We start from the raw sequence: 25,498 nt of genomic DNA, 5'->3' as shown, positions 1-25,498 counted from the left end.
ATGTGAAAACAGTATTTATAACCGGCACGGATACTGATGCCGGCAAAACATTTACGTCGGTTCAGTTAATTCACTGGTGGCAAAACCAAGGACTGTCGGTGGCTGTATCGAAACCTGTTGCAGCAGGCGGGACACTCAACCCCGCAGGTAGGCTGGAAAACGAGGACGCCTTAGCGCTGATGGCTGCGACGCAGTTGGAAACAACTTACCAAGCGGTCAATCCGTACTGCTTTAATGCACCAGCTTCTCCCCATATCTCTGCCGCACAAGATAACGCTCAGGTATCACTCGCTGAGCTACAACAACATCATCAGGACGTGATAGCAAAGCGCGGTGCAGATATCTGCTTGGTAGAAGGTGCGGGCGGTTGGATGGTGCCGATTAATGATAGTGAGCTACTTTCAGGTTTACCTATTACGATGCGGTGGCCGGTCATTTTGGTGGTGGGAATGAAACTTGGTTGCCTTAATCATGCTTTGTTAACGGCAGCGCAAATAAAAGCGCAGGGTGGTCATTTGGTTGGGTGGATAGCAAACTCGCCGTTGCCTGAGATGGAATTCCTAGCAGAAAACATTGATACCCTGGCATCGCTTATTGATGCGCCACTGATCGGGACAATTGGCTATCAACAAACAGAGGTGACCAATTTCGATTTGGTTTTGTAGGCATTGTGCAGCGCTTTCCCACGATGGAAAACGCTGACTTGCTGAAAGGCGTGTTAGCTACTGCGATTTATCAGGCGTTAAGAACGTCGTCGCCATCTTTCAGTGTCACAGCATCGACTTGGTAACGCAGTACCTTACCATCGGTGTCGCCATGATAGGTGTGCTGTTCTCCCTCAACTTTTATACAGCATCCCTCTGGCAGGGCGATGACCCGCTGACCTTGAGCAACGGTCAGGTATTCTGCCAAACGTTGACTGCGTGACTCTCCGTTATGACCGGGTAAAGTTGCATCGGTGAAGTGTGGATTTATCTGGTAAGGCACCAAGTTTAACGCATTGAAACTCGGCGGACAGACGATCGGCATGTCATTGGTGGTGCAAATCGTTGGGCCAGCCATATTGCTGCCAGCGCTCCAACCAATATAAGGCGTACCAGCGTCTACTTTGCTTTGGATCGCATCGATCAACTTTTGATCGTATAACGAAGCAAGTAATTGGAAGGTGTTCCCACCGCCCACCAATATCAATTCAGCGGCTTGAACGGCTTTGATCGGGTCCTGCATATCAGTGATATTGGTGATATCCAAGTTTAAAGGTTGTAGCGCCTCGGCGACCATACGGTGATATACGCTGTAACTGATGGTGACACCCGCATAAGGGATGAAAACAGCCTTTCGGATACCGCTTGGCAAAAAGTCACGGATCATCGCCAGAGGCTGCGCCAGGTAGGCATTATCGCGATAACGTGAGCTGCTTAACAATAAGAGTTTTTTCATAATTTTGGTTAATATTTTGAAATGCTTTTTGAGCTAGATCTGTAGTTCGAACTACCAGAATACACTATATTGGAATCGTGCATTTGAGCAAATCTCAGATGCAGCGTAGCGAAAGTTGCGCATGTCTCCCAAAATACCGTCAAAGCCACCTGCGTCACAGGTGGCTTTTTATTTGGTTACATTTTTTTACCTGTTAAATGAAGTAAAACCCCATTGAAAACGGTCTTAACGACCATACCTATAAAATAACTATGTACTAAGAGGTGTTTTCATTTATGAAGCGCGTTTTACTGTTTATTGCAACGAACCTGGCCGTTGTATTAGTGCTAGGTATCGTATTGAACGTTATCTTTTCCGTGACAGGCTTACAGTATGGCCGTGGCAACATCGCGTCTCTACTTGTACTGGCAGCCGTGTTTGGTTTTGGCGGCTCTTTCATTTCCCTGGCCATATCTAAGTGGATGGCGAAACGTTCCACTGGGGCGCATGTTATTACCAATCCAGCGAACGAGACCGAACGCTGGCTAGTCGACACCGTTCAGCGTCAGGCGGCCAAAGCGGGCATTGGTATGCCAGAAGTGGCCATCTATCCTGGTCAGGAGATCAATGCCTTTGCTACTGGAATGAAACGCAATGATGCGCTGGTAGCGGTTAGCGTTGGTTTGCTTAATAACATGACCCGTGATGAAGCAGAAGCCGTGTTGGCCCATGAAGTGAGCCACGTGGCGAACGGCGATATGATCACGATGAGTTTGCTGCAAGGTGTAGTAAACACCTTTGTTATTTTCTTTGCCCGTATTGTTGCCAACATTATTGATAACTTCTTACGTGGCGATGAAGAGGGTGGCGGTTTAGGCGGTTTTGCTTACTTTGGCGTTGTTATGGTACTCGAACTGGTATTCGGGATCCTGGCAAGTACCATTGTTATGTGGTTCTCACGGCAACGAGAGTTTCGTGCTGATGAGGGCTCTGCACGGTTGGTAGGTAAAGAGAAAATGATCGCAGCACTCGAACGATTGAAGCAACCAGCTCCTGAAACACAGTTGGAGGGGCAACTTGCGGCCTTTGGTATCAATGGCAAAAAGAGTATGTCTGAGTTCTTTATGAGTCACCCCCCGCTGGATAAGCGTATTGAAGCGCTGCGCAATATGCGTTAAAAAATTTACCGTGATTAAATAAGCCCGCACTCTAGCGGGCTTTTTTTCGGAGTAAAGCGACTGTGTCAAACCAAGTTGTAGATCGTAAATGCATCACGCCTTATCAATGGAACCAAGGATGTTTTGGTTGGCATCTTCTGGCTGATCCTAAGCTCAGTGTTATCGAAGAGGAGGTTGCGCCAGGGGCGGGCGAGGTGCTTCATATTCATCATCAAGCACAACAATTTTTTTATGTTTTAAGCGGCGTTGCCACCATCATCACAGCCAGCCAAGACTTCCACTTGAAGCAGGGGCAGGGTGTAGCAATAACACCCGAGACACCCCATCAGCTAAAAAATAATGGCACTGAAGTACTGCGTTTTTTGGTTATTTCATCCCCTCCGACAAAAAACGACAGAGAAAACATTTGCGCTGGGTCTAACTAATTGCCCGTTTAAGGGTGTAGGCTGAACTCAGGCTCACTGGAGGAATTCTATGCAGCACTTTGATTTACCATTGAAGAATCGTCCTAAAAACATCGTCGTACTGACTGGCGCAGGTATATCTCAGGAGTCTGGAATACGTACGTTTAGGGCGGCCGATGGTTTGTGGGAAGACCACAGAATCGAAGACGTTGCGACTCCGGAGGGGTTTGCCCGTGATCCAGCCTTGGTGCATCGATTTTACAATGCCCGACGCCAACACCTGCAGAGTGATGATGTCGTACCTAACCCGGCTCATCTTGCACTCGCAGAATTTGATAAAGCGGTTTCGGGCCAACTTTTAGTCGTTACTCAAAACGTCGATGATCTACATGACCGCGCGGGCCAAGCGCAATTGATCCATATGCATGGTGAGTTATTAAAGGCACGTTGTGCGGTTAGCGGCCAAGTGACCCGTGCGCCGTTAGTTCTGGACGAATCAATGAAGTGTGACTGCTGTGGTTTGAGCGAGACACTGCGCCCTGACATTGTTTGGTTTGGCGAAATGCCAATGGAGATGGATCGGATCTACCAAGCACTATCCTGCGCTGATATGTTTATCTCCATAGGTACGTCGGGCAATGTTTACCCTGCAGCAGGTTTTTGTCGCGAAGCAAACCAAGTTGGAGCGTGCACGGTTGAACTGAACCTGGAGCCATCATCCACCAGCTCGGAGTTTCAATACACATTTTATGGCCCCGCAGGCAGTTTGGTGCCTGCATTTATCGATTATTTAAAGAGGTTACCCGTTGCAGGTAACTAGCCGTCGCTGATTATGTTGAATTCACCTTGGTTTCCAGAGTTTCTTACTATCGTGGTTATCCATGGCTTAGCAGTGGCAAGCCCTGGGCCTGATTTTGCGGTGGTGACCCAAACGGCGATCCGGTCGGGCAGACGCATCGCGATGATAACCGCACTAGGGGTGGGCACCGCAATTCTCTGGCATGTTGGCTTGTCGTTGGCAGGGGTGTCACTGCTCTTTCAACAGATGCCTGCACTATTAACGCTGTTTACGCTGCTTGCCGCTCTATACTTGGGTTACTTGGGCGTGTCAGCAATGCTAGCCAAACCAGCGGCAGATACGCTTAGTCAAAATAGCGAGCAGGTGATGCAGCGTTCCGCTTTCGTTAAGGGATTAATGACTAACGGTCTTAATCCGAAAGCGACGCTATTTTTCATTGCTTTGTTTGCGGTAGTGATATCGCCTGAGCGTGATGTTGGTATTAAGCTGTTCTATGGCATCTATATGGCGTTAGCCACTGCTGCCTGGTTCTGTTTATTGGCGTGGCTTATTGGTAGTCCGAGATTTAGAAGTACATTGCAACGCAAGGGCTATTGGCTTGAGCGGATCACCGGCGTCGCGCTGGTTGTGTTAGCCATTAAGTTAGTCATTGATCTTGTCATCACTAACTGATCAGTAATGAGGCGAATATGAGTGATAAACGTTTGGTACACAGGTTACATGCTGATATCGCCATTGAATCGGAGCAACGCTACTATCGTGTCAGCACCACGATGGCGTTAAGTGGCTCCGAGATTAGCGACCACCTGTATCTCCGCTTACTGATGTTTTGTCTGTTTTACGATGAATCTCTACGGATAAACGCCAATGCTGAAAGTAAGGAGTTCCCAGATCTTTATACCGAAGATGAAGCGCTCGGCGTGGTTATCGCGATCCCCGCGGAGCATCAGCTGAAGCGCTACCTACATCAATTCGAAAATCTACATATAGTTCTGTTTGCCGATGAGCTAGACAACGAAGCATTCCGCCCCCACCTTTTTCAACAGACTAATGTTTGGTGCCTGGACAGGGCATTGGTTGAGTCGTTGGAGGCTGAAGATGAACTTAACCATCACTGGTCGTTGTCGCTGACCGATGACCAACTGAATGTGACTACGCGGCGATCTAGTTACGTTGGTAAGTTCTGCTTATGGGAAGGGATGCGTTCGAATATTGAGACAAAGCTTCACCTCCAGCGCTGATCCTCTATAATCCCCCTCAACTCATCGATCAGTTAGTGAAATATGTTTAACGATCCTAAAGATTCACCTGCTATTCAGCGGGCTATAAGTGGTGAATACAGCGTCAGTGTAAAACAGGTATTGAAAAAATCCTGGCAACTGACCCAGCAAAATAAACTGCCCGTGCTATTCGCATTTCTATTCGCAGTGGCCATCAATATTGGCGCTCAGCATATTATGAGTTTGATGCTAGGCGGCGGAGAGGGCGGTAATGAAGGTATCGATGGCGTAGCCAATTTGATAGCAACGTTGATCGCTGCGCCTTTCTGGGGCGGCTTGGATATGATGGCGCTGCGCCGTTCGCGTGGTGCGCCGGTTCAGGTTACCGACGTGTTTAATTACCTGAAATACTTTGCGCCACTGGCACTGGTACAGGTGCTAATTACCATATTGTTACAACTGGGCTTAGTGTTGCTGTTATTGCCTGCGATCTATTTAGCGGTCGGTACATCGTTCGCCATCATGCTGATGCTGGATCGCGGCATATCGCCGACCAAGGCGGTTTACCTCTCAATACGCGCTGCCCACCATCAGTGGTTTAAACTGTTTCTAGTGTTCTTGGCACTCACGCCGGCAATGGGTCTGGCGGCGATTCCTTTGGCTGTATATTTATCTGGTCAAGGCATGGAGCAGGTACAAAGCACCATGATGTTCAGCTTACTCCTGATTTGGGCTGTACCCATGCTGTATTTCGCTAAAGGGGTGATGTTTGATGCCATTTTTGGTGATGCAACCGTAGAGGAACCAGTCGAACGTTCCTCGACAGATGATGGTAGTTTTTCCGCATAGAGCCAGTGAGAAGTATTAGTTGTATGGTGACTAGAGATACCCGCTTCATTTTCAGTATTGCCCTGATCTCGGTGCTGAGTTTAAGCATGATCAGCTATTTTCGTACGCCAGACGTTGTTGAAAAGGAAGAAGTGGCGAGCGCCAAAGATCTTCCTGATTTCGCCGCCATTGGCGATGTCAAAACGAAGAAAATCGCCTTCTTTCGCTACCTAAAGCCATTTGTGATGGCGAACAACGCTGAGATTTTGGAAATGCGGCGCCAAGTTGAAGGGTTCCTCGATGAGCTGCAAGCAAAAGGTAGCTTGTCGGCGAAGTCTCTCTATCAACTGCAGGCGATAGCCGTGCGTTACCGTATCCAGTCATTTTCAGTATCAGATGAAAGTCTCAACAGACTATTAAAGCGCCTGGACATATTACCGTATGAACTTGTGCTGGTGCAGGCTGCAAACGAGTCCGCCTGGGGAACATCAAGATTCGCTAGGGAAGGGTATAACCTGTTTGGGCTTTGGTGCTATCGCCAAGGCTGTGGCATGGTGCCGAAGGCGCGCAATGACGGCGCCGTCCATGAGGTCGCCCGCTTCGCTTCGATGGAAGAGGCGGTTTACGCTTACTTCTTGAACCTTAATACCCATCCAACCTATAAGCCGCTTAGAGACATTCGCCAAGCCCAGCGTGAAGAACAACGCCAGATCAATGCTAACGAGTTGGTCTCGGGATTGGTGGGATATTCTGAACGTGGTGAGGCTTACGTTGAAGAGCTAGCCGCTATGTTACGCTACAACGCCAAGCTATTTACGGAGTTAACACAATGACATCGTGCAGTACAAAACTGTTTGTTGGTTTACTGCTAACCATCGGCTTGGCGTACGGCACGCAGGCGAATGCAAATACCTTAACGATGGAATACAAGCCATTCTATCAGCGACTTAAGGTGCTTTATCAAGGTGACTACCCTGATTCTAATATCGTTTTTCGCCTACTAGAAGCTGGTGCCAGTAACGCGGCATGTGCCATCGAGTCAGGGAAAATATTTAATAAAAACTATGAGTTACCACTTGTCTATACAAGCGAGTCAGTATTGTTAATTCCTTATGATAGGAAGCTGTACAGTGACAAAGCGGTTGTCGCCTTACAAACAAAACAGCCTTGCGAATTGACCATTGCATTAGCGCTAAAAAGGCCGAAAGCCAGTTATGACGCCGACGAGTTGGTTAAACAACTTAACCAGCTTTACGCGCTGATGAGGGATTTTGCTGGGGTCAGCAAGTTTATGCTTCCAGAAATTGTCGGTGCCACACTATCTTTCGATGCAAAGAGCGAAGTCACACTTATTTCGTCCGAGGCTGGGGATGACGTAACCGTGTTAGTTAGCCAAACCGATGAGATACAACTTTCATTAGCGCAGCTGTCGATGGCAAACCGATTAACCATGAGTTCGGTACCAACCTCTATCCGACTTTGGTTGGCACCGAAGAAGTAATTAGCTGACTTCGATTATTTCTAAGCGTTCACCTGCGTTGATATCTTTGTTAACAGGCTGGCTAGCGAATGTTTCGTTATCGAAGGCGGTGTCACCATCTTCAACAGGTGCACCGGTCGCTTCTATTGAAGCAAAATCGTATAGCTGATGATCGGCTAGGTGAGATGGAACAACATTCTGCATCGCCCGAAACATTGTTTCTATCCGTCCAGGGAACCGTTTGTCCCAGTCACTTAGCATCGCCTTGACTGATTGGCGCTGCAGATTTTCCTGAGAACCACATAAGTTACATGGGATGATCGGGAATCCTTTATGCTCGGCAAAAGGGATAATGTCTTTTTCTCTGCAGTAAGCCAACGGACGAATAACAACATGCTCACCGTTGTCGCTAACTAATTTAGGTGGCATTGATTTCATCTTGCCACCAAAAAACATATTCAGAAAAAGCGTCTCCAAGATGTCATCTCGGTGATGGCCAAGGGCAATTTTAGTCGCACCAATCTCTTTTGCGGTTCGATAGATGATGCCGCGACGCAACCGACTACAAAGTGCGCAGGTTGTTTTTCCCTCAGGCACTTTTTCTTTAACAATACCGTAGGTGTCTTCCTCAACGATCTTGTACTCAACGCCAAGATCTTCAAGATAAGCAGGCAGGATATGCTCCGGAAAACCAGGCTGCTTTTGATCCAGGTTGACGGCCACTAGCTGGAAATTAACCGGTGCACTCTTTTGTAAATTTTGCAGGATCTCAAGCATGGTGTAGCTGTCTTTACCGCCGGACAAGCAGACCATGATCTTGTCGCCCTCTTCGATCATATTAAAGTCAGCAATAGCACGCCCGACAGAGTGACGTAAGCGCTTATGTAATTTATTGAAGTTGTACTGTGCTTTGGGTTTCATGGTGCGCCCTGAAGTTCGATGACAGATCAAAGAGGGCGCACATTATACGGATTGCCGCTAGATAAGGTAAGCGTTATTAACTAGCACATGTAACTACCTACCTCGCCGCACCTGCTAGGCGACGCATCAATTTTGCGCCGGGCAATGCTAAACGAAAGTGAATATGCCGACGTTTTGTCTTTGTATTCTTGTGAATGTCACTTGCAGTAGGCTGAGCCATAGTCGCTTGTTCAGTGGCTAACAGTGAACAGCAAACAGAGGTAAGGAACCGATAAACCTGCAACAACTCCACTAATTGCATGTTGGCATACTCACTGTCGTAATCACCATAAACGACACCTTGGCGAGTAATAAGTAGCGTTGAAGAGGGGTCTAGTTCGATATCTCGTTCATCATAATTATGCAACCAAGCAGCAAACAGTGAACGAATAGGGCAGGTAGTGGGCATATCTGAGAACCACTTAAAGGCGCTGTCACGATTGACACCAACAATCTTGATACCTTCGAGGTAACGCCGTGGTTGGCCTTCGTATATTGTGGCATAAAGCCCCATCGGTACATGGGTTTTTTCATATAGCGAATTGGGCTGCTGATCTATCCAACTCAGTATATCTTCAGCTAAGGTCGCTTTACTGCGCCGCAACTCTTCGAGCAGCGCTTCACTTTGTTTAACGTGCATAAGGCTATCCCTTTTAAGGTGCAGCCCTTTAACTCATAGCTACACCGACTGTTCTCTGGACAGCGGGGCTTCAAGCCCCCCAGGCTATTGTTATTATTTTTTTACCTTAATCATCAAGTTCAACCGGAGAGACAAACCCCGCCGGTTTAAGTGCTAATACATCACAGTTCAAACTGTCGATTATGTGCTCAGCGGTATTCCCAATCAGAGCCGCTGACAAACCTGTTCTACCGATAGAACCCAAAATCACCAGCTCAGCATCAAGATCGTCAGCTAAACGGGGAATAATATCTTCCGGCAGGCCTTCTTTTACGTGGCAGTTGCACACATCTATACCGCCATGTTCAGCTTGTTTGTGTAACTCTTTCACATGGTGATCGCAAACTGCCTCGTTATAAGATTTAGGATCAAATTCTGGGATCTCAATAGCGATATTCACTGGCGTACCCGGGTAGGTATTAACCAAATGAACATCCGCATCCAATAGCGTTGCCATATCATTGGCCGCAGTGACGATCTGCGTGTTCAACGAGATGTGCGCCTCTTCTTCACTGCCGGAATTCACCGCAGCAAGAATGTTACCTTTAGCAGGCCAGGCATGTTGTTTTACCAGCAGCACAGGTACGGGTGACTTGCGCATTAAGTGCCAATCAGTTGGTGTGAAAATAACAGACTTAAGTTTGTCATGTTCATGAGTGGCTTTGACAATCAGATCATGGCCATCACGGAGCACTTCCTGAATGATTGCTTCAAAAGGACGATTGTGCCACACGACTTTTACCTGAATAGGCAGCTCGCGATCAGCATAGCCATCAATAACTTCAGTTAACCATTCTTCACGCTGGCTGATCACACCACGGCGCATAGCTTCACGCTCTTCGCCGGAAAGCATGGTAGTCATCTCATAGGAAAAGTCATAAATTGCCAAGAAGACTTTGATCTGCGCACCGGTCTTTTCGGCCAGTTCAACAGCCCGACTAAGTGCCCCTTGCTCACTACGCGTAGGGTCAACAACGACAAGTAGAGAATTGAAGTTTGCCATACATCCTCCAAGCCCAAAATAAAGGGGGTTTGTGCTAAGGATAGACTACTGGGCTCGTAGTTAAATGTAGGCTTTTTAAATCAAAAACGGTAGGGAAGGAGGTTGCGCTGGATCAACCATTAACCAATCCAGCGCAAAAACAGATGAGAGATGTTACTCGCCGCTTGCGCCGGCTAGCTCGGTCAATTGGTCATCATCTAAAATAGTGATGTATTTGCCCTTAACTTCTATCATTTCGCTTTTCTGGAAACGTCCGAGAAGTCGGGAAATAGTCTCTACCGTCAGTCCTAGATAGTTCCCTATATCGCCGCGAGTCATGCTAAGGCGGAACTCTTTTGAGGAGAATCCACGTTCACCAAAACGACGAGACAAGCTGTAAATGAAAGCGGCCAACCGCTCTTCAGCACTCTTCTTACTAAGTAAGACAATCATCTCTTGGTCGCCAACAATTTCGTTACTCATCAAGCGCATTACCTGATGACGAAGTTTGGGCATGGCACCAGACAGGTCGTCTAATGTGTCGTAGGGGATCTCGCACACCATCGCAGTTTCTAATGCTTGAGCAAAGCTCTGATGTTGACCGGTGTTAATGGCATCAAAGCCGACAATATCACCAGCCAAATGGAAGGCGGTAATTTGCTCTTCACCTTGCTCAGTGATGGTATAACTCTTAACAGTGCCAGAGCGGATGGCGTAAAGCGCCTTGAGCTCGTCGCCGGCTTGAAAAAGCTCATCACCTTTATGGATCGGCTTTTTCCGCTCAATGATCTCGTCTAACTTATCGAGTTCACTATCGTTAAGTGTAAAAGGAATGCAGAGTTGGCTGATACTGCAGTTTTGACAATGAATTGCACAGGCGCCGTTCATAACTCTAGAGCCTGCGGCTCCACTGGCTTTATCGTATCCCATTACGTTACCTAAATATTGCACAGATACGTAATGATACACACTATTTACCTTGTTTAGAACCAACTGGTACGTTCTAGCGCACTATATAGTGTCAACAATCCTAAACTAATAACCATGATCCCAAACAAGTTACGTAACTGTTTGTTCTTTAGCACTCTTTTAACCTGCTCACTAAACGTACCAATACCTATCATTGTTGGCATTGTACCGATGCCAAACGCCAACATTATTGCAGCCCCATGCCATGGGCTATCAGCGCTTAACGTCCAAGTCAGTGTCGAGTAAACCAGACCACATGGCAGCCAGCCCCATAGGAAGCCGTAACAGGCTGCTGATTTCAGCGAGGTGATAGGTAGAAACTTAACTGAAATCGGCTGCAGCTTACGCCACAAACCCTGGCCGACCAATTCAAATTTGGCTAAGCCTAAGTACCAGCCCGAAATATAGAGTCCAGCCAATACAATCATCAAGCCTGCCAGCAACTGAAATGCTGTGACAATAGACTTAAGCGCCGACAATGAGGTTAAAGAGGTAGACGCAGAGGCAATAAGTGCACCTGCAATAGCATAACTACTAACACGACCGAGTGATAAAAACAGTGAACGCAGGAATGCATGGCGATTTGTGCCAGTGAGAATTGCAGATGCCAGGCCACCGCACATACCCGCACAGTGGCCACTACCTAGCACGCCAACCATAAAAGCCGCGACGACTTGATTTTCAATCATTTGGCGGACTTGCCTGACTGTGCTTTGGTTGTTCCTTTCACAGGGGTGTTTTGCTTCTCATCAAACAGAATGTCACTCCCATGGCGCTCCAAATCCTCAAACTGTTCACTACGCACAGCCCAAACGAAAACGCCAATGGCGACAAAGACAAATATAATCGCGATAGGGATCAATACATAAAGTATGCTCATTTTCGATTCAGTAACCTTAGTGAGTTGGAGACGACGAGTAGACTGCTTAAGCTCATACCGAGTGCTGCGAAATAAGGCGCGATATATCCGCTAACAGCCAGCGGAATAATGCATAAATTGTAGGCCAATGCCCATGCCAAGTTTTGCTTGGTAATACGCATCGCACGTTTTGACAGATCCAATGCATCAATCAAAACCGTTAACCTGTTACTGGGAAGGATCGCATCTGCGCTGACCTTAGCCAAATCCGTACCGCCGCCCATGGCTACTGAGCAATGGGCCGCAGCCAGCAGTGGTGCGTCATTAACACCGTCGCCAACGGCCAAAGTATATTCGCCATCATTTTGCTTCTGGCGAATATATGCCAACTTATCGGCAGGACGTTGGCCAGACAGATAACGTTTAAGAGACAAGGCCAAGAATGACTTTTTCAATCGGTTGGAGTCATCACCCGTTAAAATAGTGGTTTGGATCTTTCGCGACTGCAGCGCTTGCAATGCGCTGCTGGTATCTTGTCGCAAATTATCGTCAACATAAAAGGCGCCAACAGGGTGTTCGGAAAAGCAGATCACAGCGCTGGCATCTAGCCATGGGGTAGGGATTGAAATACCATTTTCTTGCAACCAACCAGGGCGCCCTAACCAGATTTTCCTTTGTTCGATGGAGCCTGTAACACCATCACCATGGTATACCTGAATATCATGGACTTGGGGTAAGGGCAGCGATAGATGACGTGCCTTAGCCATAATAGCAACAGCTACCGGATGCTGTTGCCCTAGCTCAAGCGCTGCGGCCTGACTTAAAACCTCATTCTCTGAGTGACCGGTCGCAACCGCAAACGTTGAAACGACAAGGTCACCTTCGGTTAAGGTGCCTGTCTTATCAAAAATTACTTCGGTTACCTTAGATAAGGCTTCAAGCACGTTACCACGCCTAACCAACAAACCTAGTCGACTCAGATTGGCATAGGCGCAGGTAATTGCAGTTGGCGTCGCCAAGCTTAAGGCGCAAGGACACGTCGCCACGAGTACAGATAGAGTGATCCAAAAGGCTTCAGTGGCATCAATCTGTAACCAAGCAATATACGTAGCAATCGAAATAATGAGTAAGCCCGGCACAAACCATTTAGCGATCGCATCTGCAATGTGGGCTATTTTAGGTTTATCTTGCAAGGCCGAGGCTTGTAGCCGTACAACATCGCTCAACACGCTATTATTGCGGCTGCGTAGCACCTGACCAGTAACTATCTGATCGCGGTTAACGCTGCCGGCATAAATAGTTTCACCGACACTTTTTTGCACAGGATAACTCTCACCTGTGAGCATCGATTCATCAAAACGGCTTTCACCGGTACTAATAATGGCGTCCGCGGGAATAGTTTCCCCGGGGACGATACGAATGAGATCACCTTCCGTCAGTATTGACGCTGCGACCAGTTCATACTCCCCGAACTGGTTTTGCTTATTGGCCTTAGCTGGCAACAACTTAAGCAGATTCGAACCTGTTTCGCTGGCGCGCCGCCGCGCTTTCATCTCCAGAAATCGTCCTAACAATAGGAAAAAGGCGAACATAGAAACCGATTCGAAATAGACTTCGCCAGTGCTTAAAACGGTGGCATAGGCACTACTTGAATAGGCTAGAAGCAAGGCAATTGAAACAGGAAGATCCATGTTTAACTGCAAAGCTTTTAGTCCTTGGAGTGCATTGCGATAAAAGGGTAGAGCGGAGTAGAGTATGACGGGTGTGGCCATAATCAAACTTGTCCAACGCAAAAGATCCCTGAACTGATCCTCTAAGTCACTGAACACGCCAAAATAGAGCCCAATTGCAAACATCATCACTTGCATAGTCGCAAGCCCGGCGATCCCTAAACGTATCAAATAACGTTGATACTGCTTGCGAAACTCAGCCTCTTCAACGCCGGGCTGAAAAGGCGTTGCACGATAGCCAATGGAGCGTAACTGAGCGAGGATCTCAGACAGCTTTATCTCTGACTGCTCCCAAGCGATGACGACCCTGTGGGTTGTTGTGTTTACGCTGACCTTGTAGACACCGGCAAGTTGCCCAACATGGTGCTCTATTAACCAGGCGCAGGCCGCGCAGCGAATACCATCAATGGTCAGTATGGTTTCATTGTGATTTTCGCTGTTGGTGGCAACGAACTCTTGCTGTACTTCCTGAAGATCATAGGCGAGCAATTCGTTGAGTTGCTCCGTATTCGGTACATCTGTTTTGTCTGAGTCTGTTGTGCGGTAGTCATAAAAACTTGAGAGCCCGGCATCGACAATGCTTTGCGCAACCGCTTGGCAACCGGGACAGCACATCGGCTGTTCGTTGCCGCCAATCGTTACAACTCGGAGAGGGCCCGCAGGTATGGGGTCACCGCAGTGAAAACAGTCAGTCAAGTATCGCTCCTAAAACTGCAGGCCTTCTATTGTGCACAACACGAACGCTATGGGATCAGCGCAATCTGTGTTTCGTTGGGGTAGGTGAAGGTTTTCTGCAGACGCCAATCATCGGTTAGAGATTCAATAGATAATCGCCACTTACCATCAAAAGAGCCATCGATGGAGGTGCGATAATCACCATTGGCATCAGCGGTTAACAGTTGATGGATATCGCGGTCACTGATGGTTGGGTGATACAGGTGAATGCGTAAGGCGCCAAGCGTGGCCGGAACAGTACCTTGGTGGCTTACACGCAATTCAACGTCACCGGACTCGGATTGCGCAATCAAAACTTTGAGCGCGATACCTAGTTCGGCAGCGTGTTTTTCTCGCGCTAACTCAAGGTTAATTGCCTTTCCTTCTTTATAGTAATCGTCGATTACCATGTTGGGCGCATTGTTTGCGGCAATATATAGCGTGCTAAAACTAGCAATAACTGCCGCGCTTGGCAGTGCGATCAGAAACCAGGGCCAAAACTGCTTATACCAGGGAGTTTGCATAACGATTCCAATGTAATAGGGCGGCGCTATTATACTGCGCTAGCTTGAACCTGACACTAGTGCAGAGCGTCTTTAACAGAAGAAATAAAAAAGCCGCTTAAAGTAAGCGGCCTTTATTCCTGAGAGCAGGCTTATTCAGCTGGCTTCTCGGGGTTGGATAAACGGTAGACGTAGGCTGAGATAATATGAACCTTGTCTTCACCTAGAATATCTTTCCAAGCAGGCATCACACCGTTACGCCCGTTACGCAGCGTTTCTAATACCGCGCTACGTGAACCACCATATAACCAGATGTTGTCGGTTAAATTCGGCGCACCAAGTGCTTTATTACCTTTACCATCGGCACCGTGGCAGGCTGCGCAAACTGCGAACTTCAACTTACCAGCTTGCGCTTCCTTATCGTTTACCTTACGGCCAGACAAGCTCAAAACATAAGAAGCAAGTTCTTCGATCGCTTGCTCGCCCATTGAGCTCCAGCCCGGCATTGCACCTTGACGACCGTGCAGTAACGTCTGACGGATTGTTTCAGGCTCACCTCCATACAACCAAGCGCCATCGGTCAGGTTAGGGAATCCAGTACCACCACGGGCATCAGAACCATGGCATTGCGCGCAGTTTTGCAGGAACAAACGTTGCCCGATACGCAATCCTTCCGGATCATAAGCTAACTCAGCGATAGGCTTCTCAACGAAAGGTTTCAATACCTCAGCAAAGCGCGCATCCTTCATCGCAACTTCACGATCGTATTGAACAATACCTTCGCCTTTAGCTGCTTCAGCGCGTGATTGCTCTAGCGATAAGATGCCTTGGTTAGAGCTTTTCCACCCCAGCAATCCGCCAAAGTTACCTAACCCAGGATACAGTGCCAAATAGCCCAAACCAAAGATGAAGGTCACGATAAACATGATGCTCCACCATCTCGGCAGCGGGTTATTCAACTCTTCAATGCCGTCGAAGCTATGGCCCATACTCTGGCCCTCTTCAACACCCATTTTGTCTTTTAAACACCACCAAAGAATGCCCGCACAAAGTATCAAGCATGCAAAGGTGAGGACGATAATCCATAAACTCCAGAAGGTACTCATTCTTTAAGACTCCTGCTTGTTGTCTTTTTCCTGTTGGGCATCTTTGTCGTCAAAAATCATGTTCGCGGCTTCATCGAACGCTGACTTCCTACGCTTACTGTACGCCCAGACAACAATCCCAATAAAAACCACCAGGATGATGACAGTGATAACACCTCTAAATGTTCCGTAATCCATCATCGCACCTTATTTGAGTGCTTTACCGAGTGATTGAAGATAGGCCACCAATGCATCAATTTCGGTTTTGCCTTCAAGCGTAGCGACGTCAGCTTCGAGTGCCGCGTCATCGCCATATGGCACACCAAAATTATCGCGGAAAACCTGCATTTTCTTCAGCGTAAGTTCGCTAGAGACAGCATTTTCAGCTAACCAAGGAAAGCCCGGCATATTCGATTCAGGGATCACTGCGCGAGGATCGATCAGGTGCAAACGATGCCACTCATCACTATAACGCCCACCAACTCGAGCCAAATCTGGCCCGGTACGCTTAGAGCCCCAAAGGAATGGATGCTCCCAAACCGACTCTCCGGCCACAGAGTAGTGACCATAGCGTTCAGTTTCAGCGCGGAATGGACGGATCATTTGACTATGGCAGCCGTTACAACCTTCACGGATATATATATCGCGGCCTTCCATCTCTAACGCGGTATATGGACGCAAGCCATCAACTGGTTGCGTTGTTTCCTTTTGGAAGATGAGCGGTGTGATTTCAACCAAACCGCCAAAGCTAATGGCGATGACGATAAATATCGCCAACATGCCAACATTCTTTTCTATAAGTTCGTGTGAAAATTTCATCTGTTTCGCGCTCCCTTATGCTGGCTGAACTTCGCCGTCGACCACTTCTTCAAGTGAGCCGTCGGGCGCTGCTATGGTCTTGAAGGCGTTATATGCCATCACGAACATACCTGCCAGGAAGAACACTCCGCCAACAAAACGTACGAAGTAGAACGGATACGATGCTTCTAGTGCTTGCACGAAGCTGTAGGTGAGGGTGCCGTCGGTGTTAACCGCGCGCCACATCATCCCCTGCATGATACCGCTGATCCACATAGCTACGATGTACAACACCACACCGATTGTTGCTAACCAGAAATGTACATTCACTAACTTAGTGCTGTACATGCGGCCTTGGTTAAACAGAGCTGGGATCAAGTGGTAAACAGAGCCAATAGACACCATTGCAACCCAACCTAACGCACCGGAGTGAACATGACCAATGGTCCAGTCGGTGTAATGGGAGAGTGCATTTACCGTCTTAATTGACATCATTGGACCTTCAAAGGTCGACATGCCATAGAAAGAAAGAGAAACAATAAGGAAACGTAACACGGGATCGGTACGCAGCTTGTGCCAAGCGCCTGACAGAGTCATGATACCGTTGATCATTCCCCCCCAAGACGGGGCGAATAGAATAATTGACATTACCATGCCAACAGACTGTGTCCAATCGGGCAGGGCGGTGTAATGAAGGTGATGTGGGCCTGCCCAGATGTAAAGACTGATCAATGCCCAAAAGTGAACAATTGATAAGCGATATGAGTAGACCGGACGTCCAGCTTGCTTAGGTACGAAGTAATACATCATTCCCAAGAAACCTGCGGTCAGCAGAAAACCTACCGCGTTATGTCCATACCACCACTGAACCATCGCGTCGACAGCGCCAGCGTATATTGAGTATGACTTCCACAGTGACACAGGCATCGCCATGCTGTTAACAATGTGCAGTATGGCAACGGTGATAATGAAAGCGCCAAAGAACCAGTTTGCCACATAGATATGTGACGTTTTACGAATAGCGAGCGTACCAAAGAACACCACAGCGTAGATGACCCAGACGACAGCAATTAAGATATCGATTGGCCACTCAAGTTCTGCATACTCTTTTGAAGTAGTCAGCCCCATCGGCAAAGTGATTGCCGCGGAGACAATAACGAGCTGCCACCCCCAGAACACAATGCTAGCTAACGAGCCACCAAAGAGTTTTGTCTGACAAGTGCGCTGGACGACATATAAAGATGTCGCCATTAATGCACAGGTACCAAATGCAAAGATAACTGCATTGGTATGAAGAGGTCTTAATCGGCTGTAGGTCAGCCAAGGAGTTTCAAAATTTAATGCTGGCCAGATTAACTGGGCCGCGATTAGAACGCCGACCGCCATGCCGACAATTCCCCAGATGATGGTCATCACTGTGAATTGGCGTACTACGGTGTAGTTATAATCAGCGTGAGAGGTGGTTGCTTGGCTCATATTCGGGCTTCCGCTGCTGCTTTTTGCTACGTTGTTCGACTTAAGAGGTCGAATCGTTAAATTGTTATGGTGTTTCAGTAAAAGCGCCAGTTAAAATCACAAAATATCAGTGGTTTTTAACCTAACGTTAAACCGGTCGGCATTCTACGTCACTCATTTGTAAAAAGATAGCGATGACCCCACACAACAAATGGGCTTCTAATTAAAGATTTTCGTAGTGAGAGAAAGCGCATGCTAATGAATACATTCCACAAGCTTTCACCATTTTTGTTGGTAGTTTTTATCGCTTTTTTTTTGCCGGCTTGTGGGAAGCACGATGCATCAAAACTAACGGATGGTAATGATTGTCGCCCACAGCTAGCTAAATGCAACATAACAGTCGCAGGCGTAAAAGCTGAGTTTTGGCTCGAGCAGGAAGAGTACGCCAATGAGATCCCTTTACTGACAAACGTGCGTTTGTCAGATCCAACGGTTCAGATGATCAGCGCAAAGTTAACCGGCGACAATATGTACATGGGGTATATTCCCGTGATTCTGGAGGCTGGGAAATCAAGTTTATATAGTGGCGAAATGTACCTCGCCACCTGCACCCGAGATGACATGCGCTGGCGATTAACGATTACGGCACGTTCGCCGCAAGGTAAAGAGATCGAGTTCACTTTTCAATTTGACGCTCCAAAGTAGATCTATGCTGTAGATGAGGCAATGTTTGCTCTAACGCAGATCAGTACCTCTTTCGTTGCGTTAATAATGGATGTAGTTTTCACCACTACCAGTAGATCGATGTGAAACTTCAGAACTTAACAAATGTTATGTATTTCGTTATGGCATGCGGTGTTTTGATGGTGGCGCTAGGCGTTGCATTATTCCTACTGACCGATGTCGCCGCAAACGGCGTTCAAGGGTTAAGATGGACCGCCCTATTGATAGGTGGCGGACTGCTTTTACTTATCCCCTCAAAGGTATTTCTCACCCTCATATTGATGACAAAAAACGATCCTGATGGCTAGTACGCACAAAGTGTACGGGGAAACAGGGTGTTGAGCCGTGCTGACCCGCATGCGCTACACTTTAATGACTCACTAAAACAAAGAGAGATAGCGGTTAATCGCATCTTCACCCGTTCTGCTTATTGCAGGCATCAAACTTGTTCAAATAACGCGATGAGTTGGTACAGCGCTTTCGAGTTTAATTGGTAAAAAACGCGGAGATTGATAGGACGTCAAGTTAACGGAAAGGCGATGTCGCCACTAAAGACGTTTATGAGACCTCAGCCCCGGCAAGCAAGTCCGCAATCTATTCGCACGACTGTAGGTGTGCGTGACGCCCTTAAACGCTACTCACGACCTCAGCCCCACATTTGTCTAATCGCCACCTTACTTCTATCAAGTTTTATATCCTTGTCCGCGAATGCCAACACTTCATCACAACACGCCAATGACGATTTAGCCTCAGGCCTTCGCAGTGAAAGCGCAACTGTACGTAAAAACAGCTTAGATTTGATAACAAACAAGGGGATTGAAGGCGCACCGTATGCTGACGAATTGGTAGCAGCGTGGAGTGATCATGATAGGTCTATACGAAACAGAGCTTATAGCGCCTTAGTAGGGATAGCCGAACAGTTACAAAAAAAATGTCATAACCAAAATAACTGTCCGCTCAATCCAGAACAAAGAGTGGCTTACATCAAAACCGTTAATGATGCGTTGCTTTCAGTACTATCAAACACCGGCTCACCGCACTTCTACTCTGCGCTTGATGTTGTTGAAAAAATGCGGGAATTATCAGCTCCGCTATATTCAGAGCTTGGCAAGGTCATGCTCCAAGATGACGGAATAATGCGCACAAGGGCCCTCCTAGCAATGGAGCAAGATTTGATATCTTACGCAATCTTGCCCCATGTAATAGCGTGGGGTACCCGAACAGATCCTGCAGGTGTAAGAGCTTTCAATATTGCCGTAATGTTTCTGATAAATGTGGTTGATTCTTATAGTGCATTTCGTACCAATAAAAATGAAGAATCAACAGTATTGAATGCTTTTAGACTAGGCTTAAACAGGAATGAAATAGGCCTAAAGCTATATGCGTTGAAGGGCGTTGAGTTAATGGGCGAAAGAGCGAGCCAGCTCATACCTAACGTAGCATTACTCCTGGATGATCCTGCGGTTAACGTACAACAAGCTGCCAAATCTGCATTACCAAGGCTCGGCCCAAATGCGCTGCCAGCGATTATAAAGTTATACAATAGAAATGACACAGATCTTAAGCATTTTGTAGTCACCTCTATAGATTACATATTTAATAGAAATACGTTTGAACTACCACAGAAAGAGGCAGAGCATTACCTTTCAATACTAGGGGACAACTTAGATGCACCTGTAAATGAAGAGCTATACCTCAGTTCTGTTAAAGCTATATCATCAATGGGGATATATGCGTACCAAATAACACCTAAACTTATCCAGCTAACAAAGCACGATCAATATAACCATGCTGAAGAATTGATTAATGCGTTGGTGGAAATAAGCTTATCAATTATAGATGAACAGTCGAAACTGCACGACTCATCAAAAATATACTCTGTGGAAAAGCTAGAAATGATAGGTCGTGTTATTGAACACCTATTTGATCTAACTTCAGATGACAACCTTGACAAGCGAGTGCATGCACTTAAATCCATAAATAGAGTGTTAGCAAGATTTAGACAAACAAAACCGGCCGATTTTTTAATTCGAATTAAGAGTGAACTCCCACGACAGTTAGATATCATTACTACTAAGCTTGCTCGAAGGTTAGCCGGTGACTTAGCACAAAAAGAAGCATCAGCGATCATTGTTCTGATTGGCATCAACCCGGTTGATCATGAGATCATCTTACCATTGCTGATGGACCATCTTGCCGTAAGCGACAAAGAAACCGTTCAAGTTATCTCAAAAGCGATTTATGCTTATAAACTCGCAGCAATGGAATATATAGAGACAGCACTTAACTCATCAAATGCCCACGCTAAACATGTTGCGCTAAGCACAATTAACCGTTTGACCGATTCGCGCGAAATCGATGTCAGTCAATTAAGTGAATTCACTCCCTACATAGTCGAATTGATTACCAATCTAGCGCCTGTATACAGGGGCTCGCTTGCTTTAGTAGCAAGAAAATTAAAAGGCGAACCAAATGTTGTCGGTGCATTGTTAGCACTAGCTGAAGATGAGGGTGCCGGTAGAGATTTTGCGTTATCGGTTCTTTATCGATCAGGAATCGAAGCAATCGATTTCTTTCGTATAATTGCGTCAAGAGGTTTCAGTGAAGATGAAATGTTATTTAGAACTGAATATTCTATTGTTACAAGTATCGCGGATGACATGGTGAAGACACAAACAACACAAAATTTGGATAGTTTGAAGATTATATATGAAAAATTATCCTCGCAAGCAGGAGCTGAAAACCACGCAAAAGAGTTAATGGAACGACTAAATGTACTCAAAGAGATAGAAGAACGCCAAGGCTATTTGAAGGCTTATAATTACTTCATTGAAAACCCGCATATTTATATCCCAATTTTTACTTACTCAATATTATTACTCACTCTTCTGATATTTTATTTATACAATCCAACATATTTATATAAAATCAACCATTCTATCAGGCGATTAGATGTTAGATTTCCGGAACAGTTAGGAGGAATATCAATACCGCTAAGACATCTTTTACTTGTTGGTATCTTTGAGAACTCTAATCGAGTACTAGATGCATGGGTGGCTAGTCACCTAGATATAGCACGTAGTAATTTCTCCCAGAAGCCCACCGTGAGCCAACGCGCCGTGCATGTTAACTTACCCGTTGAATTAGCCAACAAGGGCATAAGAAAGCTTGAAGGCTCGACGTTAACTGCCTTGTTTCAGAGGCAACTCAGCATGATCCTGATATGGGGGGAGGGTGGTTCTGGTAAAACAAGCCTCGCTTGTAAACTTGCTTCCATCGTGTGCGCTGACGAACCAGAGAACAGACCGACTAGCTATCCAATGATCCCTATTTTGTTGGAGCATGAGTCGGCATTCATTCCTGAACAGGATCAGATGCTTAAGAACGCGGTATCACAACAACTTCAAAATATTTGTGATTTAGCGGATCCGCCACCTAACCATTTACTCAATAGCTTACTCAAGAAAAAGCGACTACTGGTGATTGTTGACCATTTATCTGAAATGTCGGAAGAAATTCGGCTAAAAAGCAAACGAGAGCTTTTAACGTTTCCTGCACGAGCACTTATCGTAACTTCTCGTACAGCGACAGAGATGGAAGGGTTCAGCACTCAAAACTTACATCCGATCCGAATTGCAGGTAATCGGCTGTCATCATTTATGGAGACCTACCTTAGTTCTCGCGGTAAGCGAGAATTGTTCACTGACGCGGAATTCTTTAAAGGTTGTTCACATCTCGCTGACATGGTGCGCGATCGTGATATCACCGCACTATTTGCAAAGCTCTACGCTGAAGAGATGATTGTATCCAAGCGAAAATTAAGCCTGGACGGACTGCCTAATTCCGTACCTGAGATGATGTTGAGTTACATTAACGAATTAAACAGAGCAATCACCGAAGACGTACGTAGCGACAGAGAAGTGCATGCCATGGTTAAACTAACAGCATGGCTCTGTGTAAGTAAGACATATATTCCCGGCCAGGCATTGCTATCGGTTTTGCAAAACCACTTTGGCGAAGATACAGAAGCAAACGTCAATTATATGGAAAACCGGCTTAAGGTCATTCAAACAATCAAACCTGCTAAAGATGCAGTGTTGTTCGTCCTTGATCCGATGGCGGAGTATTTTGCAGCCATGTACCTTGTGCAGGACATGGGGGAAACAACCGACAAGTGGTTGGCATTTTTGGACACGCTAGAACAGCCCGAAAACTCCATCACCCAAATATCGGGGTTTCTTAACGCGCTTAAGGATTCCTACGAGAGTGATGAACGCATCACCAAGTCTGCAACCGTGTTGGAAAGAATACAAAAACTGATAAGCAGTAAGTAGGAGGTCATTGGTTACCAACTTGGTCATTGATTGGACTTAGATCCAATACAGAAATGAGTTAACCGAGACTGTGCTTAGATTCATTAAGAAAGAAGTGCATGCCTTAGCAGTCAGCTAGGAACCCTGAAAGAGCCTAGTTTAGTTCTAACTAAGAACGGCGAAACCATTCTGATTCTGAGTGAGGATATCCAATTAGCAAAGGTAATAAAGGTTAGACCCTAACTACAGTAGATTTAACATAATATACATTATGCGCACTTCACATTAGCGCTACATGCAAATAGGATGTTTCGTTCACCACTGTATCGTATACTTCACTCATTAGACGTTTGATATCACTAGCTATTGAGGATCCCTTTGCTTAAAACGCCAAACCCACTGCCAGCCTCTGCCATCGGCCCAGAATTTTTAAAGCAGCCCTTAGCGACTGACACCCGCGATACTTCAGCCTGCCACGTCGACTTGTCGCTAGGTCAGACAGCAGCCGTCGAAACTATTTCCATCGCCTTCTCCGACGCGTGCCGCGGCCAGCACATCTTCTTTAATTCCCGTGGCGGCTTTGATGATGAGTCTTTAATCGCTGATCTTTTGTCACAAGGCTTATCTGCAGAGCACCAATTGGCTAGCCGAGACTGGGTTTACGTACCAAGAGCAAACAATCCTTATTGCCCACGTTTACTTTCGCTACCTCCTGCATCTGCAGAAGTTTTTTGCCAAGAGATTAATCAGTACTATCAAGCGTTGCAATCAGATGCTCAAGGCCCATCGTTTGAGTCGATTCTTGCAACCTACGGTGATACTGAAAATTTAAGGGGTTATCTCGCTGAATTGGCCTTGGCTGATACTGATGTGGATATGAGCCCTGCGGTATTAGTGAGTCATAGCCAAGTCAATGAGTTTCCTTTAATACATTGCTATCGCTTGGATGAGCGCCGCCTGTTTGGTGAGATCCGCTACGAAACACAAGCCGGCACTGTCATTACCAATCAGCAACTATTGCAACCAGGGCTATTGCACCTGGCCAATGGTGGTGTTTTGGTTATAAAAGCTGAACATCTCATTGAGCGTCCTGATATCTGGGGACGCCTAAAAGCGGTTATTTTGACGGGAATGCTCGATTGGTTGCCACTTGAAGGTCAACACGTTGCCACAGCATTTAACCCTGAACCCGTGCCGTTAGATATTCGCTTGATCCTTATTGGTGATCGTCAATGTTTAGCAGAATTAGAACTTCAAGACCCTGAATTCACAGAATTTTTCTCACTCATCTGCGATATAAGAAGTGTTTTTCAAGTAGTCAGCCCCGCTGACCACCTAAAATATCGGCTGTATATCAAACAGTTAGCCAAAGCCCGAGGTTTACTGCCGCTGTCCGACTCGGCGCTGGATTCAGTGTTACTTTGGTCATCTCGACAATGTGAAGATAACAAACGGCTGTTACTCACCAGCAGAGAGCTGGGTAATTTGATGGCACAAGCCTGTCATTACTGTCATGCCGAGAAATCATTGCAGCTGGATAAGAAGCACATAGAAAAAGCGATCGCTGCCTCTAAGAAACGGCTGAGCCTTGTTGCTGATGAACATATGTATGGCATTGAGTCCGGTCAGGTGAAATTGCAACTGACCGGTAAACAGATAGGCCAAATTAATGGTTTGACCGTGATTGATGCCGCAGGTGAACAGTTTGGAGAGCCAGCTCGAATCACGGCCTCCGTTCATATCGGCGATGGTGACGTCATCGATATCGAGCGTAAGGCTGACATGGCAGGTAATATTCACGCTAAAAGCACCATGATTTTAAGTGCTGTTGTGCATAGCTTGTTTTCAAGGGATACACCTTTACCCTTGTCCTGCAGTTTAGTGTTTGAGCAGAGCTATTATCACGTAGACGGTGACAGCGCAGGGCTAGCAGAGTTACTCGCCCTGCTCTCTTCGTTCAGCCACCTGCCGATCGACCAAAGTTTTGCGGTGACAGGTGCGATCGATCAGTTCGGTCAGGTCATGGCGGTCGGCGGTATAAACGAAAAAATTGAAGGTTTTTGGCATGTGGCAAAACGTATGGCACCAGAGCAAAATGTCTGTGTGATCCTACCGAAAGCGAATGCTAACGAATTAAACTTGTCAGAAGAAACAATTGAAGCGATCACCAATGATAAGTTGAAACTATATCCCGTTGATACAGTGGAAGAAGCGATCGCGTTAACGATGGCAAGGCCTGCCGGTGAACTAGATGAATTCGGTGACTATGGCGATGAATCGGTATTCGGTCGTATTCAACGGCGAGTTGACAGTATTCATAGCCACGAAAAACCATCGATTTGGTCTATGTTAAACCCATGGAAGTAATATTTCCGCTGATCGGAGTTGTTCAGCGTACAC

26 protein-coding genes are annotated in these 25,498 nt (G+C 46.6%); 13 read left to right on the top strand and 13 right to left on the bottom strand.

Annotated elements, in window-relative coordinates; translation table 11 throughout:
• Positions 1–2 precede the first annotated feature (2 nt).
• Positions 3–665 (top strand): dethiobiotin synthase, encoded by a 663-nt coding sequence (bioD, locus tag EZV61_RS09955; protein WP_131415368.1) that lies wholly within the window; start codon positions 3–5, stop codon positions 663–665.
• A 70-nt stretch (positions 666–735) separates the two neighbouring features.
• Here bioD and pepE read toward each other — a convergent pair whose 3' ends face one another.
• Entirely contained in the window at positions 736–1,440 is a 705-nt protein-coding gene (pepE, locus tag EZV61_RS09950; RefSeq protein ID WP_131415366.1) for a dipeptidase PepE, read from the bottom strand.
• Positions 1,441–1,715: 275 nt separating this feature from the next.
• Between pepE and htpX the strand changes: the two genes are divergently transcribed.
• The 8 genes from htpX (at position 1,716) to EZV61_RS09910 (ending at position 7,349) form a co-directional block, all read left to right on the top strand.
• On the top strand, positions 1,716–2,597 hold the full coding sequence (gene htpX / locus EZV61_RS09945) for a protease HtpX (protein ID WP_114336603.1): 882 nt from the start codon (positions 1,716–1,718) through the stop codon (positions 2,595–2,597).
• Positions 2,598–2,659: 62 nt separating this feature from the next.
• Positions 2,660–3,022 carry a cupin domain-containing protein gene (locus EZV61_RS09940; protein WP_205695366.1) on the top strand — a complete coding sequence of 121 codons (363 nt, stop codon included), beginning with the start codon at positions 2,660–2,662 and terminating at the stop codon, positions 3,020–3,022.
• A gap of 49 nt (positions 3,023–3,071) precedes the next feature.
• Positions 3,072–3,821, top strand: coding sequence for a Sir2 family NAD+-dependent deacetylase (cobB, locus tag EZV61_RS09935; RefSeq protein WP_131415364.1), 750 nt, complete (start codon positions 3,072–3,074; stop codon positions 3,819–3,821).
• A gap of 12 nt (positions 3,822–3,833) precedes the next feature.
• Complete coding sequence (locus EZV61_RS09930) at positions 3,834–4,472, top strand: LysE family translocator (protein WP_130565606.1); 639 nt, start codon at positions 3,834–3,836, stop codon at positions 4,470–4,472.
• A 17-nt stretch (positions 4,473–4,489) separates the two neighbouring features.
• Positions 4,490–5,041, top strand: a complete 552-nt coding sequence (locus tag EZV61_RS09925) for a YaeQ family protein (protein WP_130565607.1) — start codon at positions 4,490–4,492, stop codon at positions 5,039–5,041.
• Between the two features lie 42 nt (positions 5,042–5,083).
• Entirely contained in the window at positions 5,084–5,869 is a 786-nt protein-coding gene (locus EZV61_RS09920; RefSeq protein ID WP_114336599.1) for a hypothetical protein, read from the top strand.
• A gap of 23 nt (positions 5,870–5,892) precedes the next feature.
• The gene (locus EZV61_RS09915; RefSeq protein ID WP_130565608.1) at positions 5,893–6,681 is read left to right on the top strand and encodes a glucosaminidase domain-containing protein; all 789 of its coding nucleotides are present in this window, start codon (positions 5,893–5,895) and stop codon (positions 6,679–6,681) included.
• Positions 6,678–7,349 carry a DUF2987 domain-containing protein gene (locus tag EZV61_RS09910; protein WP_131415362.1) on the top strand — a complete coding sequence of 224 codons (672 nt, stop codon included), beginning with the start codon at positions 6,678–6,680 and terminating at the stop codon, positions 7,347–7,349. Before EZV61_RS09915 ends, EZV61_RS09910 begins: the two co-directional genes overlap by 4 nt.
• On the opposite strand, the gene ttcA is transcribed toward EZV61_RS09910, so the two are convergent.
• The 12 genes from ttcA to ccoN form a co-directional block, all read right to left on the bottom strand.
• Positions 7,350–8,249 (bottom strand): tRNA 2-thiocytidine(32) synthetase TtcA, encoded by a 900-nt coding sequence (ttcA, locus tag EZV61_RS09905; protein WP_114336596.1) that lies wholly within the window; start codon positions 8,247–8,249, stop codon positions 7,350–7,352.
• A 97-nt stretch (positions 8,250–8,346) separates the two neighbouring features.
• Positions 8,347–8,928, bottom strand: a complete 582-nt coding sequence (locus tag EZV61_RS09900) for a hypothetical protein (RefSeq protein WP_131415360.1) — start codon at positions 8,926–8,928, stop codon at positions 8,347–8,349.
• Between the two features lie 106 nt (positions 8,929–9,034).
• On the bottom strand, positions 9,035–9,970 hold the full coding sequence (gene uspE / locus EZV61_RS09895; RefSeq protein WP_114336594.1) for a universal stress protein UspE: 936 nt from the start codon (positions 9,968–9,970) through the stop codon (positions 9,035–9,037).
• Between the two features lie 153 nt (positions 9,971–10,123).
• Complete coding sequence (locus EZV61_RS09890) at positions 10,124–10,837, bottom strand: FNR family transcription factor (RefSeq protein ID WP_233496388.1); 714 nt, start codon at positions 10,835–10,837, stop codon at positions 10,124–10,126.
• A 95-nt stretch (positions 10,838–10,932) separates the two neighbouring features.
• Positions 10,933–11,607: a sulfite exporter TauE/SafE family protein gene (locus tag EZV61_RS09885; RefSeq protein WP_114336592.1), complete on the bottom strand. Its 675-nt coding sequence runs from the start codon at positions 11,605–11,607 to the stop codon at positions 10,933–10,935.
• Positions 11,604–11,798 (bottom strand): cbb3-type cytochrome oxidase assembly protein CcoS, encoded by a 195-nt coding sequence (gene ccoS / locus EZV61_RS09880; RefSeq protein WP_131415358.1) that lies wholly within the window; start codon positions 11,796–11,798, stop codon positions 11,604–11,606. Before ccoS ends, EZV61_RS09885 begins: the two co-directional genes overlap by 4 nt.
• Positions 11,795–14,203: a heavy metal translocating P-type ATPase gene (locus EZV61_RS09875; RefSeq protein ID WP_205695365.1), complete on the bottom strand. Its 2,409-nt coding sequence runs from the start codon at positions 14,201–14,203 to the stop codon at positions 11,795–11,797. Before EZV61_RS09875 ends, ccoS begins: the two co-directional genes overlap by 4 nt.
• Positions 14,204–14,250: 47 nt before the next feature.
• On the bottom strand, positions 14,251–14,745 hold the full coding sequence (locus EZV61_RS09870) for a FixH family protein (RefSeq protein WP_114336590.1): 495 nt from the start codon (positions 14,743–14,745) through the stop codon (positions 14,251–14,253).
• A gap of 131 nt (positions 14,746–14,876) precedes the next feature.
• Complete coding sequence (gene ccoP, locus EZV61_RS09865) at positions 14,877–15,830, bottom strand: cytochrome-c oxidase, cbb3-type subunit III (protein WP_131415356.1); 954 nt, start codon at positions 15,828–15,830, stop codon at positions 14,877–14,879.
• 3 nt (positions 15,831–15,833) lie between these two features.
• Positions 15,834–16,007, bottom strand: coding sequence for a cbb3-type cytochrome oxidase subunit 3 (locus tag EZV61_RS09860; protein ID WP_114336588.1), 174 nt, complete (start codon positions 16,005–16,007; stop codon positions 15,834–15,836).
• Positions 16,008–16,016: 9 nt separating this feature from the next.
• Entirely contained in the window at positions 16,017–16,628 is a 612-nt protein-coding gene (gene ccoO / locus EZV61_RS09855; protein ID WP_114336587.1) for a cytochrome-c oxidase, cbb3-type subunit II, read from the bottom strand.
• 15 nt (positions 16,629–16,643) lie between these two features.
• On the bottom strand, positions 16,644–18,083 hold the full coding sequence (gene ccoN, locus EZV61_RS09850; RefSeq protein WP_130565616.1) for a cytochrome-c oxidase, cbb3-type subunit I: 1,440 nt from the start codon (positions 18,081–18,083) through the stop codon (positions 16,644–16,646).
• 237 nt (positions 18,084–18,320) lie between these two features.
• Here ccoN and EZV61_RS09845 point away from each other — a divergent pair, with 237 nt between their 5' ends.
• From EZV61_RS09845 to EZV61_RS09830, 4 genes are all read left to right on the top strand, one after another.
• On the top strand, positions 18,321–18,767 hold the full coding sequence (locus EZV61_RS09845; protein ID WP_131415354.1) for a hypothetical protein: 447 nt from the start codon (positions 18,321–18,323) through the stop codon (positions 18,765–18,767).
• 140 nt (positions 18,768–18,907) lie between these two features.
• A complete protein-coding gene (locus EZV61_RS09840; protein ID WP_131415352.1) occupies positions 18,908–19,093 on the top strand; it encodes a hypothetical protein in 186 nt (61 codons plus the stop codon).
• Positions 19,094–19,324: 231 nt separating this feature from the next.
• Entirely contained in the window at positions 19,325–23,119 is a 3,795-nt protein-coding gene (locus EZV61_RS09835; RefSeq protein WP_131415350.1) for an NACHT domain-containing protein, read from the top strand.
• Between the two features lie 357 nt (positions 23,120–23,476).
• On the top strand, positions 23,477–25,465 hold the full coding sequence (locus EZV61_RS09830) for an AAA family ATPase (RefSeq protein WP_165569569.1): 1,989 nt from the start codon (positions 23,477–23,479) through the stop codon (positions 25,463–25,465).
• Positions 25,466–25,498: the final 33 nt, after the last annotated feature.

This window comes from Corallincola luteus (assembly GCF_004336975.1).
Lineage (GTDB): Bacteria > Pseudomonadota > Gammaproteobacteria > Enterobacterales > Neiellaceae > Corallincola > Corallincola holothuriorum.
Note: the sequence above shows the minus strand (reverse complement) of the source record. Positions and strands in the feature narration are given on the sequence as shown.

What these genes read in the sequence shown, in the direction of transcription:
- pepE (WP_131415366.1), bottom strand. Translation starts at nt 1,440, where the DNA reads ATGAAAAAACTCTTATTGTTAAGCAGCTCACGTTATCGCGATAATGCC.
- htpX (WP_114336603.1), top strand. Translation starts at nt 1,716, where the DNA reads ATGAAGCGCGTTTTACTGTTTATTGCAACGAACCTGGCCGTTGTATTA.
- cobB (WP_131415364.1), top strand. Translation starts at nt 3,072, where the DNA reads ATGCAGCACTTTGATTTACCATTGAAGAATCGTCCTAAAAACATCGTC.
- EZV61_RS09930 (WP_130565606.1), top strand. Translation starts at nt 3,834, where the DNA reads ATGTTGAATTCACCTTGGTTTCCAGAGTTTCTTACTATCGTGGTTATC.
- EZV61_RS09925 (WP_130565607.1), top strand. Translation starts at nt 4,490, where the DNA reads ATGAGTGATAAACGTTTGGTACACAGGTTACATGCTGATATCGCCATT.
- EZV61_RS09920 (WP_114336599.1), top strand. Translation starts at nt 5,084, where the DNA reads ATGTTTAACGATCCTAAAGATTCACCTGCTATTCAGCGGGCTATAAGT.
- EZV61_RS09915 (WP_130565608.1), top strand. Translation starts at nt 5,893, where the DNA reads ATGGTGACTAGAGATACCCGCTTCATTTTCAGTATTGCCCTGATCTCG.
- EZV61_RS09910 (WP_131415362.1), top strand. Translation starts at nt 6,678, where the DNA reads ATGACATCGTGCAGTACAAAACTGTTTGTTGGTTTACTGCTAACCATC.
- ttcA (WP_114336596.1), bottom strand. Translation starts at nt 8,249, where the DNA reads ATGAAACCCAAAGCACAGTACAACTTCAATAAATTACATAAGCGCTTA.
- EZV61_RS09900 (WP_131415360.1), bottom strand. Translation starts at nt 8,928, where the DNA reads ATGCACGTTAAACAAAGTGAAGCGCTGCTCGAAGAGTTGCGGCGCAGT.
- uspE (WP_114336594.1), bottom strand. Translation starts at nt 9,970, where the DNA reads ATGGCAAACTTCAATTCTCTACTTGTCGTTGTTGACCCTACGCGTAGT.
- EZV61_RS09890 (WP_233496388.1), bottom strand. Translation starts at nt 10,837, where the DNA reads ATGAACGGCGCCTGTGCAATTCATTGTCAAAACTGCAGTATCAGCCAA.
- EZV61_RS09885 (WP_114336592.1), bottom strand. Translation starts at nt 11,607, where the DNA reads ATGATTGAAAATCAAGTCGTCGCGGCTTTTATGGTTGGCGTGCTAGGT.
- ccoS (WP_131415358.1), bottom strand. Translation starts at nt 11,798, where the DNA reads ATGAGCATACTTTATGTATTGATCCCTATCGCGATTATATTTGTCTTT.
- EZV61_RS09870 (WP_114336590.1), bottom strand. Translation starts at nt 14,745, where the DNA reads ATGCAAACTCCCTGGTATAAGCAGTTTTGGCCCTGGTTTCTGATCGCA.
- ccoP (WP_131415356.1), bottom strand. Translation starts at nt 15,830, where the DNA reads ATGAGTACCTTCTGGAGTTTATGGATTATCGTCCTCACCTTTGCATGC.
- EZV61_RS09860 (WP_114336588.1), bottom strand. Translation starts at nt 16,007, where the DNA reads ATGGATTACGGAACATTTAGAGGTGTTATCACTGTCATCATCCTGGTG.
- ccoO (WP_114336587.1), bottom strand. Translation starts at nt 16,628, where the DNA reads ATGAAATTTTCACACGAACTTATAGAAAAGAATGTTGGCATGTTGGCG.
- ccoN (WP_130565616.1), bottom strand. Translation starts at nt 18,083, where the DNA reads ATGAGCCAAGCAACCACCTCTCACGCTGATTATAACTACACCGTAGTA.
- EZV61_RS09845 (WP_131415354.1), top strand. Translation starts at nt 18,321, where the DNA reads ATGAATACATTCCACAAGCTTTCACCATTTTTGTTGGTAGTTTTTATC.
- EZV61_RS09840 (WP_131415352.1), top strand. Translation starts at nt 18,908, where the DNA reads ATGGCATGCGGTGTTTTGATGGTGGCGCTAGGCGTTGCATTATTCCTA.
- EZV61_RS09835 (WP_131415350.1), top strand. Translation starts at nt 19,325, where the DNA reads ATGTCGCCACTAAAGACGTTTATGAGACCTCAGCCCCGGCAAGCAAGT.